This window comes from Pseudomonas sp. FBCC-B1565 (genome assembly GCF_059133265.1).
This window is the reverse complement of the sequence record NZ_CP101438.1, coordinates 667,244-679,911: the sequence shown is the minus strand read 5'-3', so window position 1 is coordinate 679,911 and position 12,668 is coordinate 667,244. Positions and strand designations below refer to the sequence as shown.

7 protein-coding genes, 2 tRNA genes and 2 rRNA genes are annotated in these 12,668 nt (G+C 55.1%); 4 read left to right on the top strand and 7 right to left on the bottom strand.

Going from position 1 to position 12,668, the window contains the following annotated elements; translation table 11 throughout:
• Window positions 1–56 precede the first annotated feature (56 nt).
• From NL123_RS03110 to tyrS, 5 genes are all read right to left on the bottom strand, one after another.
• Window positions 57–2,948: ribosomal RNA gene (locus tag NL123_RS03110) — 23S ribosomal RNA — on the bottom strand.
• Window positions 2,949–3,197: 249 nt separating this feature from the next.
• Window positions 3,198–3,273, bottom strand: a tRNA-Ala gene (locus tag NL123_RS03105).
• A gap of 30 nt (window positions 3,274–3,303) precedes the next feature.
• Window positions 3,304–3,380 (bottom strand) — tRNA-Ile (locus NL123_RS03100).
• An 82-nt stretch (window positions 3,381–3,462) separates the two neighbouring features.
• A 16S ribosomal RNA gene (locus NL123_RS03095) occupies window positions 3,463–4,999 on the bottom strand.
• Together the 16S and 23S rRNA genes with 2 tRNA genes alongside form the textbook arrangement of a ribosomal RNA operon.
• 552 nt (window positions 5,000–5,551) lie before the next feature.
• On the bottom strand, window positions 5,552–6,751 hold the full coding sequence (tyrS, locus tag NL123_RS03090; protein WP_494357197.1) for a tyrosine--tRNA ligase: 1,200 nt from the start codon (window positions 6,749–6,751) through the stop codon (window positions 5,552–5,554).
• 209 nt (window positions 6,752–6,960) lie between these two features.
• Here tyrS and NL123_RS03085 point away from each other — a divergent pair, with 209 nt between their 5' ends.
• Together NL123_RS03085 and NL123_RS03080 are read left to right on the top strand one after the other, a co-directional pair.
• A complete protein-coding gene (locus NL123_RS03085; protein ID WP_494357196.1) occupies window positions 6,961–8,379 on the top strand; it encodes a peptidoglycan DD-metalloendopeptidase family protein in 1,419 nt (472 codons plus the stop codon).
• A gap of 2 nt (window positions 8,380–8,381) precedes the next feature.
• Window positions 8,382–9,473: an anhydro-N-acetylmuramic acid kinase gene (locus tag NL123_RS03080; protein WP_248484937.1), complete on the top strand. Its 1,092-nt coding sequence runs from the start codon at window positions 8,382–8,384 to the stop codon at window positions 9,471–9,473.
• A gap of 67 nt (window positions 9,474–9,540) precedes the next feature.
• Here NL123_RS03080 and erpA read toward each other — a convergent pair whose 3' ends face one another.
• Both erpA and argC read right to left on the bottom strand, forming a co-directional pair.
• Window positions 9,541–9,891 (bottom strand): iron-sulfur cluster insertion protein ErpA, encoded by a 351-nt coding sequence (gene erpA, locus NL123_RS03075; protein ID WP_003176443.1) that lies wholly within the window; start codon window positions 9,889–9,891, stop codon window positions 9,541–9,543.
• Between the two features lie 165 nt (window positions 9,892–10,056).
• The gene (argC, locus tag NL123_RS03070; protein WP_010206935.1) at window positions 10,057–11,091 is read right to left on the bottom strand and encodes an N-acetyl-gamma-glutamyl-phosphate reductase; all 1,035 of its coding nucleotides are present in this window, start codon (window positions 11,089–11,091) and stop codon (window positions 10,057–10,059) included.
• A 135-nt stretch (window positions 11,092–11,226) separates the two neighbouring features.
• Between argC and hemJ the strand changes: the two genes are divergently transcribed.
• Window positions 11,227–11,655, top strand: coding sequence for a protoporphyrinogen oxidase HemJ (gene hemJ, locus NL123_RS03065; RefSeq protein WP_058424790.1), 429 nt, complete (start codon window positions 11,227–11,229; stop codon window positions 11,653–11,655).
• Between the two features lie 24 nt (window positions 11,656–11,679).
• The gene (locus NL123_RS03060; protein WP_029296746.1) at window positions 11,680–12,642 is read left to right on the top strand and encodes an NAD(P)H-dependent flavin oxidoreductase; all 963 of its coding nucleotides are present in this window, start codon (window positions 11,680–11,682) and stop codon (window positions 12,640–12,642) included.
• Window positions 12,643–12,668: the final 26 nt, after the last annotated feature.

Here is a 12,668-nt window from a genome sequence, read left to right as displayed (position 1 = left end):
TCTTCACACACCGCAATCTGATGCTCGTTAGAGTAGTCAAATTGCTTGGGTGTTATATGGTCAAGCCTCACGGGCAATTAGTATTGGTTAGCTCAACGCCTCACAGCGCTTACACACCCAACCTATCAACGTCGTAGTCTTCGACGGCCCTTCAGGGAACTCAAGGTTCCAGTGAGATCTCATCTTGAGGCTAGTTTCCCGCTTAGATGCTTTCAGCGGTTATCTATTCCGAACATAGCTACCCGGCAATGCCACTGGCGTGACAACCGGAACACCAGAGGTTCGTCCACTCCGGTCCTCTCGTACTAGGAGCAGCCCCTCTCAAATCTCAAACGTCCACGGCAGATAGGGACCGAACTGTCTCACGACGTTCTAAACCCAGCTCGCGTACCACTTTAAATGGCGAACAGCCATACCCTTGGGACCGGCTTCAGCCCCAGGATGTGATGAGCCGACATCGAGGTGCCAAACACCGCCGTCGATATGAACTCTTGGGCGGTATCAGCCTGTTATCCCCGGAGTACCTTTTATCCGTTGAGCGATGGCCCTTCCATACAGAACCACCGGATCACTAAGACCTACTTTCGTACCTGCTCGACGTGTCTGTCTCGCAGTCAAGCGCGCTTTTGCCTTTATACTCTACGACCGATTTCCGACCGGTCTGAGCGCACCTTCGTACTCCTCCGTTACTCTTTAGGAGGAGACCGCCCCAGTCAAACTACCCACCATACACTGTCCTCGATCCGGATAACGGACCTGAGTTAGAACCTCAAAGTTGCCAGGGTGGTATTTCAAGGATGGCTCCACGCGAACTGGCGTCCACGCTTCAAAGCCTCCCACCTATCCTACACAAGCAAATTCAAAGTCCAGTGCAAAGCTATAGTAAAGGTTCACGGGGTCTTTCCGTCTAGCCGCGGATACACTGCATCTTCACAGCGATTTCAATTTCACTGAGTCTCGGGTGGAGACAGCGCCGCCATCGTTACGCCATTCGTGCAGGTCGGAACTTACCCGACAAGGAATTTCGCTACCTTAGGACCGTTATAGTTACGGCCGCCGTTTACCGGGGCTTCGATCAAGAGCTTCGCGTTAGCTAACCCCATCAATTAACCTTCCGGCACCGGGCAGGCGTCACACCCTATACGTCCACTTTCGTGTTTGCAGAGTGCTGTGTTTTTAATAAACAGTCGCAGCGGCCTGGTATCTTCGACCGGCATGAGCTTACGGAGCAAGTCCTTCACCCTCACCGGCGCACCTTCTCCCGAAGTTACGGTGCCATTTTGCCTAGTTCCTTCACCCGAGTTCTCTCAAGCGCCTTGGTATTCTCTACCCAACCACCTGTGTCGGTTTGGGGTACGGTTCCTGGTTACCTGAAGCTTAGAAGCTTTTCTTGGAAGCATGGCATCAACCACTTCGTTACCTAAAAGGTAACTCGTCATCAGCTCTCGGCCTTAAGATCCCGGATTTACCTAAGATCTCAGCCTACCACCTTAAACTTGGACAACCAACGCCAAGCTGGCCTAGCCTTCTCCGTCCCTCCATCGCAATAACCAGAAGTACAGGAATATTAACCTGTTTTCCATCGACTACGCTTTTCAGCCTCGCCTTAGGGACCGACTAACCCTGCGTCGATTAACGTTGCGCAGGAAACCTTGGTCTTTCGGCGTGGGTGTTTTTCACACCCATTGTCGTTACTCATGTCAGCATTCGCACTTCTGATACCTCCAGCAAGCTTCTCAACTCACCTTCACAGGCTTACAGAACGCTCCTCTACCGCATCACTTACGTGATACCCGTAGCTTCGGTGTATGGTTTGAGCCCCGTTACATCTTCCGCGCAGGCCGACTCGACTAGTGAGCTATTACGCTTTCTTTAAAGGGTGGCTGCTTCTAAGCCAACCTCCTAGCTGTCTAAGCCTTCCCACATCGTTTCCCACTTAACCATAACTTTGGGACCTTAGCTGACGGTCTGGGTTGTTTCCCTTTTCACGACGGACGTTAGCACCCGCCGTGTGTCTCCCATGCTCGGCACTTGTAGGTATTCGGAGTTTGCATCGGTTTGGTAAGTCGGGATGACCCCCTAGCCGAAACAGTGCTCTACCCCCTACAGTGATACATGAGGCGCTACCTAAATAGCTTTCGAGGAGAACCAGCTATCTCCGAGCTTGATTAGCCTTTCACTCCGATCCACAGGTCATCCGCTAACTTTTCAACGGTAGTCGGTTCGGTCCTCCAGTTAGTGTTACCCAACCTTCAACCTGCCCATGGATAGATCGCCCGGTTTCGGGTCTATTCCCAGCGACTAGACGCCCTATTAAGACTCGCTTTCGCTACGCCTCCCCTATTCGGTTAAGCTCGCCACTGAAAATAAGTCGCTGACCCATTATACAAAAGGTACGCAGTCACAGAACAAAGTCTGCTCCCACTGCTTGTACGCATACGGTTTCAGGATCTATTTCACTCCCCTCTCCGGGGTTCTTTTCGCCTTTCCCTCACGGTACTAGTTCACTATCGGTCAGTCAGTAGTATTTAGCCTTGGAGGATGGTCCCCCCATATTCAGACAAAGTTTCTCGTGCTCCGTCCTACTCGATTTCATGACTAAGAGATTTTCGCGTACAGGGCTATCACCCACTATGGCCGCACTTTCCAGAGCGTTCCGCTAATCTCAAAGCCACTTAAGGGCTAGTCCCCGTTCGCTCGCCACTACTAAGGGAATCTCGGTTGATTTCTTTTCCTCAGGGTACTTAGATGTTTCAGTTCCCCTGGTTCGCCTCTTGCACCTATGTATTCAGTACAAGATAACCATCTTATGATGGCTGGGTTCCCCCATTCAGACATCTCCGGATCAAAGTCTGTTTGCCGACTCCCCGAAGCTTTTCGCAGGCTACCACGTCTTTCATCGCCTCTGACTGCCAAGGCATCCACCGTATGCGCTTCTTCACTTGACCATATAACCCCAAGCAATCTGGTTATACTGTGAAGACGACATTCGCCGAAAATTCGAATTTCTCAACTAAGAGAACTCACAAATTTTACCTTAGCCTGATCCGTTACCAGTGAAAGTAACGTTCAGTCTATCTTTCTATCACATACCCAAATTTTTAAAGAACGATCTAATCAAAGACTAGAAATCAACATTCACCATCACCTTGATGGAATGCTCATTTCTAAGCTTTCAAAACTTTCAGAAGCAGTAGTGGTGGAGCCAAACGGGATCGAACCGTTGACCTCCTGCGTGCAAGGCAGGCGCTCTCCCAGCTGAGCTATGGCCCCGTATTTCTACAGGCGTTTCCCACACAAAATTGGTGGGTCTGGGCAGATTCGAACTGCCGACCTCACCCTTATCAGGGGTGCGCTCTAACCAACTGAGCTACAGACCCAATTTCGGGCTGCTTCTTATCGTCTTCTTCAATGAATCAAGCAATTCGTGTGGGAACTTATGGAGCAGCTGATGTCGTCGATTAAGGAGGTGATCCAGCCGCAGGTTCCCCTACGGCTACCTTGTTACGACTTCACCCCAGTCATGAATCACACCGTGGTAACCGTCCTCCCGAAGGTTAGACTAGCTACTTCTGGTGCAACCCACTCCCATGGTGTGACGGGCGGTGTGTACAAGGCCCGGGAACGTATTCACCGCGACATTCTGATTCGCGATTACTAGCGATTCCGACTTCACGCAGTCGAGTTGCAGACTGCGATCCGGACTACGATCGGTTTTATGGGATTAGCTCCACCTCGCGGCTTGGCAACCCTCTGTACCGACCATTGTAGCACGTGTGTAGCCCAGGCCGTAAGGGCCATGATGACTTGACGTCATCCCCACCTTCCTCCGGTTTGTCACCGGCAGTCTCCTTAGAGTGCCCACCATTACGTGCTGGTAACTAAGGACAAGGGTTGCGCTCGTTACGGGACTTAACCCAACATCTCACGACACGAGCTGACGACAGCCATGCAGCACCTGTCTCAATGTTCCCGAAGGCACCAATCTATCTCTAGAAAGTTCATTGGATGTCAAGGCCTGGTAAGGTTCTTCGCGTTGCTTCGAATTAAACCACATGCTCCACCGCTTGTGCGGGCCCCCGTCAATTCATTTGAGTTTTAACCTTGCGGCCGTACTCCCCAGGCGGTCAACTTAATGCGTTAGCTGCGCCACTAAAAGCTCAAGGCTTCCAACGGCTAGTTGACATCGTTTACGGCGTGGACTACCAGGGTATCTAATCCTGTTTGCTCCCCACGCTTTCGCACCTCAGTGTCAGTATTAGTCCAGGTGGTCGCCTTCGCCACTGGTGTTCCTTCCTATATCTACGCATTTCACCGCTACACAGGAAATTCCACCACCCTCTACCATACTCTAGTCAGTCAGTTTTGAATGCAGTTCCCAGGTTGAGCCCGGGGATTTCACATCCAACTTAACAAACCACCTACGCGCGCTTTACGCCCAGTAATTCCGATTAACGCTTGCACCCTCTGTATTACCGCGGCTGCTGGCACAGAGTTAGCCGGTGCTTATTCTGTCGGTAACGTCAAAACAATCACGTATTAGGTAACTGCCCTTCCTCCCAACTTAAAGTGCTTTACAATCCGAAGACCTTCTTCACACACGCGGCATGGCTGGATCAGGCTTTCGCCCATTGTCCAATATTCCCCACTGCTGCCTCCCGTAGGAGTCTGGACCGTGTCTCAGTTCCAGTGTGACTGATCATCCTCTCAGACCAGTTACGGATCGTCGCCTTGGTGAGCCATTACCTCACCAACTAGCTAATCCGACCTAGGCTCATCTGATAGCGCAAGGCCCGAAGGTCCCCTGCTTTCTCCCGTAGGACGTATGCGGTATTAGCGTTCGTTTCCGAACGTTATCCCCCACTACCAGGCAGATTCCTAGGCATTACTCACCCGTCCGCCGCTCTCAAGAGAAGCAAGCTTCTCTCTACCGCTCGACTTGCATGTGTTAGGCCTGCCGCCAGCGTTCAATCTGAGCCATGATCAAACTCTTCAGTTCAAACATCTTTGGGTTTTTAAGAAACCCTAAACTTGGCTCAGCAATCGTTGGTTACATCTTTGATTTCTCGCGGAGTAACTTGTGATGCTGATAATCTTGTTGACTATCAGTCTGACTCCACAAGCACCCACACGAATTGCTTGATTCAGTTGTTAAAGAGCGGTTGGTTAAGATCTTTCGTCTCAACCGAGGCGCGCATTCTACAGCAGCCTCATTTGCTGTCAAGTGATTATTTTCAGAAGTTTTCGAAGATTTCTTCAACAACTTCAACCACTTGCGCTTCCGATCTCTCGTTAGCGGGAGGCGAATTCTACAGCGTTACACGCTGCTGTCAACACCTCTTTTTTCCGCTTTCGACCGAGAGGATCGAAACGTTAATAGAGCCAGACAACACTGCTCTACCAACTCCTTCTGGGCTTCGATGAACTGAAGCAACTCGCTGTCGAATTCTGCGTAACTCGTTGTTTACCAAGGAGTTTTCCGTTTCGACTGCGCCGGAAGTGGGGCGAATTATAGACAGATATAATTCGCCGTCAACACCTAATTTCAGTTTTATTCGGATTTGAGCGTAATACGCGCAAATGCCTTCTTCCCAGCCTGACAAATGTGGGTAGCACCCAGCTCGTATATAAAGGTGCGATCCACAACCTCACCATCTATACGCACACCACCCGACCCCAGAAGGTCGCGCGCAACTGCCGAGTTCTTAACCAGGCCCGCCTTATTAAGCACAGCAGCAATCAGCATCGCCTCGGCAGCAGACAGCTCGATCTCCGGCAGATCATCAGGCAGCTCGCCATCCTTCATGCGATTACCCGCAGCACGGTGAGCGTTGGCCGCAGCCTCTTCACCATGGAACCGCGCAACAATCTCTTCCGCCAGCTTAATCTTCACGTCACGCGGATTAGCGCCTGCCTCTACATCAGCACGCAGCGCATTGATTTCATCCATCGACCGGAAGCTCAGCAACTCGAAGTAACGCCACATCAAAGCATCAGGAATCGAAACCAGCTTGCCGTACATAACGCCCGGCGCTTCCTGGATACCGACATAGTTCCCCAGGGACTTGGACATCTTCTTGACGCCATCCAACCCTTCCAACAACGGCATGGTAAGGATGCACTGGGCTTCCTGCCCATATGCACGCTGGAGCTCACGCCCCATCAACAGGTTGAACTTCTGATCAGTGCCGCCCAGCTCAACGTCCGCACGCAACGCTACCGAGTCATAGCCCTGGACCAACGGGTAGAGGAACTCGTGAATGGCGATCGGCTGATTGGTGGAGTAGCGCTTGTCGAAGTCATCACGCTCAAGCATGCGCGCAACAGTGTACTGAGAGGTCAAGCGAATGAAGTCCGCCGGCCCCATCTGATCCATCCAAGTGGAGTTGAACGCCACTTCGGTCTTGGCCGGATCAAGAATCTTGAATACCTGAGTCTTGTAGGTCTCGGCATTATCAAGCACCTGCTCACGGGTCAGCGGCGGACGCGTGGCGCTCTTGCCGCTCGGATCACCGATCATTCCGGTGAAGTCACCTATAAGGAAGATGACCTGGTGCCCCAACTCCTGGAACTGGCGCAGCTTATTAATAAGCACGGTATGCCCCAGGTGCAGATCCGGCGCAGTCGGATCAAAGCCAGCCTTAATACGCAGGGGCTGACCACGCTTGAGCTTTTCGATCAGCTCAGCTTCGACCAACAGTTCTTCCGCACCACGTTTTATCAGCGCTAGCTGCTCTTCAACCGACTTCATAACAGACCCGCAAGGCTCAGATTCAAAAGGGAACCAACCATACAAGATCAGGGACTAATTACAAGTTTTGCCCTGCGAACGGACACCGTTCAGCAAGCCCAGCGTTCGCGAGCTTGCGCCACAGATGATTTGGTTATATTTTATACAGTTATTTCATCTTCATCATGTCATTCATCTTTTCCATTTCATCTTCAAAGTCAAAATTACCTATGACCACTGAACCGTCTAAAGCGCCGCCGCTTTACCCGAAGACCCACCTGCTCGCCGCAAGTGGTATCGCCGCCCTTCTCAGCCTGGCACTCCTGGTATTCCCTTCCAGTGACGTAGAAGCCAAACGAACATCCCTGAGCCTTGACCTGGAAAGTCCCGTTGAACAACTGACACAAGATCAAGACGCTTCCGACGCGCAACAAGCCACAAACCTTGGCACCGAGTCGCCGTTCGCACAGATAGAAAACAGCCCCGAAGACACCCAGCAAGCAGCTCAAAGCCCATCTGCGCCTGTTGCCGACACGGCCAAGACCCCCCAGCACCGCGAAGTGATCGTGGCCAAGGGCGACACACTGTCGACACTCTTCGAGAAGGTCGGCCTCCCCGCCGCTACAGTTAATGAAGTGCTTGCCAGCGACAAACAAGCCAAGCAGTTCACCCAACTCAAGCACGGCCAGAAGCTCGAATTTGAATTCACCCCCGATGGCCAACTGAACAACCTGCACAGCAATGTCAGCGACCTCGAAAGCATTACTCTGACAAAGGGTGCCAAAGGCTTTGCCTTCAATCGCATCACCACCAAACCTGTGATGCGCTCCGCCTACGTACACGGCGTGATCAACAGCTCCCTGTCACAATCCGCCGCGCGGGCAGGCCTGTCCCACAGCATGACCATGGACATGGCCAACGTGTTCGGCTACGACATCGACTTCGCCCAGGACATCCGCCAGGGCGACGAATTCGACGTAATCTACGAGCAGAAAGTCGCCAACGGCAAAGTCGTCGGCACCGGCAACATTCTCTCCGCACGTTTCACCAACCGCGGCAAGACCTACACCGCCGTGCGCTACACCAACAAACAAGGCAACAGCAGCTACTACACCGCCGACGGCAACAGCATGCGCAAGGCCTTTATCCGTACGCCGGTGGACTTCGCTCGTATTAGCTCGCGTTTCTCCATGGGTCGCAAGCATCCAATTCTGAACAAAATCCGTGCCCACAAAGGGGTCGATTACGCCGCACCGCGTGGCACGCCGATCAAGGCAGCCGGTGATGGTAAAGTCCTGCTGGCAGGGCGTCGTGGTGGCTATGGCAATACGGTGATCATCCAGCACGGCAATACCTACCGTACGCTGTATGGCCACATGCAAGGCTTTGCCAAGGGCGTGCAAACCGGCGGCACCGTGAAACAAGGCCAGGTGATTGGCTATATCGGCACTACCGGGCTGTCTACCGGCCCGCACTTGCACTATGAGTTCCAGGTCAATGGCGTTCACGTCGACCCACTGGGCCAGAAACTGCCCATGGCCGACCCGATCGCCAAGGCTGAACGCGCCCGCTTCATGCAACAGAGCCAGCCGTTGATGGCGCGCATGGATCAAGAGCGCTCCACCCTGCTGGCTTCGGCGAAGCGTTAAGTATGGCGCTCTATATCGGTGTGATGTCCGGGACCAGCCTTGATGGCCTGGACATCGCCTTGATCGAGCAGTCCCCGGCGATCAAGCTGATCGCCACACACTACATTCCCATGCCCGATACCCTGCGCACCGAGCTGCTTGCTCTTTGCGCCAGCGGGCCGGATGAGATCGCCCGCTCAGCCATTGCCCAACAGAACTGGGTAAATCTCGCTGCTCAAGGTATCCACGCTTTACTCGACCAGCAAAACCTCAAGCCCCAGGACATTCGCGCAATTGGCAGCCATGGCCAGACCATCCGCCATGAACCCGCCCGGGGCTTTACCGTACAGATCGGCAACCCGGCCTTGCTCACCGAGCTCACAGGCATCACCGTGGTCAGCGATTTCCGTGGCCGCGACGTCGCCGCCGGCGGCCAGGGCGCCCCATTGGTCCCTGCGTTCCATGAAGCACTGTTTGGCGAGCACAGCGGTAACCGTGCCGTATTGAATGTTGGAGGTTTCAGCAACCTCAGTCTGATTGAGACCGGCAAACCTGTAGCCGGCTTCGACTGCGGCCCAGGCAATGTCCTGCTGGATGCGTGGATTCACCAGCAACGCGGTGAACACTTTGATCGTAATGGCCAGTGGGCGGCTAGCGGCAAGGTCGAGCCTGCGCTACTCAACGCCCTGCTCAGCGACCCTTTCTTCGTGACTACGGGCCCCAAGAGCACCGGCCGCGAAGTGTTCAATCTGGAGTGGCTGCACCAACACCTGGGTCGCTTACCAACATTCGAGCCTCAGGATGTTCAGGCCACCCTGCTGGAACTGACCGCCCTGACCATCATCGAATCCCTGCAGGCCGCCCAGCCCCAGACCAGAACACTGCTGGTGTGTGGTGGCGGTGCCCACAACGCCACGCTGATGAATCGCCTGGCCGCCCTGCTACCGTCAACTCAAGTCAGCAGCACCGCCGCCTACGGAGTAGATCCCGACTGGGTCGAGGCCATGGCCTTCGCATGGCTGGCCCATTGCTGTCTCGAAGGTATCGCAGCCAACCGCCCAAGTGTCACAGGGGCACGAGGACTTAGGGTACTGGGCGCCATCTACCCAGCGTAAAATCTCCAGACAGCAAAACGCCGCTTGGCCTATCACAGCCAAGCGGCGTTTTTGCGTCCGCTGTCGATCAGATCGAGAACGAAGACCCGCAACCACAGGTGGTGGTGGCATTAGGGTTCTTGATCACAAAACGCGAACCCTCCAGACCTTCCTGGTAATCCACCTCGGCACCTGCCAGGTATTGGAAACTCATCGGGTCCACAACCAGGCTCACGCCTTCGCGCTCAACGATGGTGTCATCATCGGCCACATCTTCATCGAAGGTAAAACCGTACTGAAACCCTGAACAACCGCCGCCCGTAACGAATACGCGCAGCTTCAAGCGATCATTACCCTCTTCATCGACCAGGCTCTTCACCTTGTGCGCAGCACCGTGGGTGAATTGCAAAGCCGTGGGGGTGAAGGATTCAACGCTCATGCTGATAATCTCCCGGCGTAGCGCCGCCATATGCGTAATGCCCGGCATTATCCGCTTCTCCTAGAAAAGCGGTCAACTATTGTTACGGTATATCAATCTGCGCTGTCGCCATTAAAAACACAAAAGGCCCGATCAACGGGCCTTTTGCTTCGCGACTCAACAGCCTTAAGGCAGCATGCCCGCGTGGGACAGCCCCAACTTCTCATCCAGGCCAAACAGGATGTTCATGTTCTGCACCGCCTGCCCGGACGCGCCCTTGACCAGGTTATCGATCACCGACAACACCACGACCAGGTCACCATCTTGCGGGCGGTGCACGGCAATCCGGCACACGTTGGCACCGCGCACGCTGCGGGTTTCCGGATGGCTGCCGGCCGGCATCACATCGACGAACGGTTCGTTGGCATACCGTTTTTCGAACAGCGCCTGCAGGTCGACCGAGCGATCGACCACAGTGGCGTACAACGTGGAGTGAATGCCGCGGATCATTGGGGTCAAGTGCGGAACGAAGGTCAGGCCCACATCCTTCCCAGCCGCACGACGCAGCCCCTGGCGAATTTCCGGCAAGTGACGATGCCCCTTTACCGCATAGGCCTTCATGCTTTCCGACGTTTCAGAGTACAGCGAACCGACCGCAGCACCACGACCGGCACCGCTGACGCCCGATTTGCAGTCCGCAATCAAGCGCGAAGCGTCCGCCAGCCCCGCTTCCAGCAATGGCAGGAAGCCCAACTGTGTGGCGGTTGGATAGCAACCTGGCACCGCAATCAGGCGCGCTTGCTTGATCTGTTCACGATTCACTTCCGGCAGGCCGTACACCGCCTCTTCCAACAACTCCGGCGCGCCGTGCGGCTGGCCGTACCATTTGGCCCACTCGTCAGCGTCCTGCAGACGGAAGTCCGCCGAGAGGTCGATGACCTTGGTACCCGCAGCCAACAGTTCACCGGCCAACGCATGGGCAACCCCGTGCGGCGTGGCGAAGAACACCACATCGCAGGCGCCCAAGGTCTTGATGTCCGGCACGCTGAACGCCAGGCCGTCATAGTGGCCTCGCAGGTTCGGGTACATATCGGCCACGGCCAGCCCGGCCTCGGATCGGGAGGTGATGACCACTACCTCAGCTTGCGGATGCTGAGCCAACAGACGCAGCAATTCGACACCGGTATAACCCGTGCCGCCGACGATACCGACCTTGACCATAAACCTGCCCTCAACGAACCCACTGGAAAGCCGTCGATAATAGGGGCCGTATCGTCCTGCGACAACCGTCAACGTGACGTACGGGCGCATGAGCCACTACTATCTCGGCTACCGTGAACCTGGGAATAACTAAAAATGCTTTATCTATGGGTCAAAGCCTTCCATATCGTCAGCATCGTCTGCTGGTTTGCCGGGCTGTTCTACCTGCCACGCCTGTTCGTCTATCACGCCCAAAGCGAGGACACCGTCAGCAAAGAGCGTTTCAGCGTCATGGAGCGCAAGTTGTATCGCGGCATCATGGGGCCGGCGATGATCGCCACGCTGATTTTCGGCGGCTGGCTGATCTACCTGAACCCCAGCATCTTTCATTCGGGCGGGTGGATTCACGCCAAGCTGACCCTCGTCGTATTGCTCATTGGCTACCACCATATGTGCGGCGCGCAGGTAAAACGCTTCGCACGTGGCGAAAACACCCGCAGCCATGTCTTTTATCGCTGGTTCAATGAAGTGCCCGTTCTGATATTGCTGGCTATCGTAATTTTGGTCGTGGTCAAACCGTTCTAACTTCAATTACTCGGGGTACCTCCAATGTCGCTGCCCGCTCTGCTTGAACAACGTCTGCGCCTGCCCGTCGTGGCGGCGCCGATGTTTCTGATTTCCAACCCGCAACTGGTCCTGGCGTGCTGCCGCAATGGGGTGGTCGGGAGTTTCCCGGCGCTTAACCAACGCGAAAGCAGTGGCTTCAAGGCTTGGCTGGAGGAAATCGAAGCGGGCCTGGCGCTGCTGGACAACCCTGCGCCCTACGCCGTCAACCTGATCGTGCACAACAGCAATCCCCGCTTGGAGGCAGACCTGGCGATTTGCGTTGAGCATAAAGTGCCCATCGTCATTACCAGCCTGGGTGCCGTCAAAGAGTTGGTGGACGCGGTGCATAGCTACGGCGGCCTGGTGTTCCACGATGTCACCACCCGCCGCCATGCCGAGAAGGCTGCCGAGGCCGGTGTGGATGGCCTGATCGCCGTGGCGGCAGGTGCCGGTGGCCATGCCGGCACCTGGAGCCCATTCTCGTTGATTGCCGAGATCCGCCAGTTCTTCGACAAAACCCTGCTGTTGGCCGGCTGCCTCAACCACGGGCACGAGATTCTCGCAGCCCAACTGCTCGGTGCAGACCTGGCCTATTTCGGCACGCGCTTTATCGGCACCACCGAAAGCCATGCCCCTGATGCGTATAAAGAGATGCTGCTCACATCGCGCGCCGCCGACATCGTGCACACTCCCGCTGTCTCCGGCGTACCCGCCAGCTTTATGCGCCAGAGCCTGGAAAACGCCGGTTTCGACCTCGCCGCCCTGCAAGGCAAAGGTGAAGTCAACTTCGGCTCCAAGCTCAAGCCGTTGAGCGACGAGGCCAAGGCCTGGAAGACTGTATGGTCTGCTGGCCAAGGCGTCGGTGAGATTGATGATTTGCCCAGCGTCGATGAACTCGTTGCGCGCCTGGATGCCGAATACCGCAAGGCACGCGAACAGGCGGCACAACTGCGCTGGCCACGGTGACCCAACCGCTAGGCCTGCCGACTGAA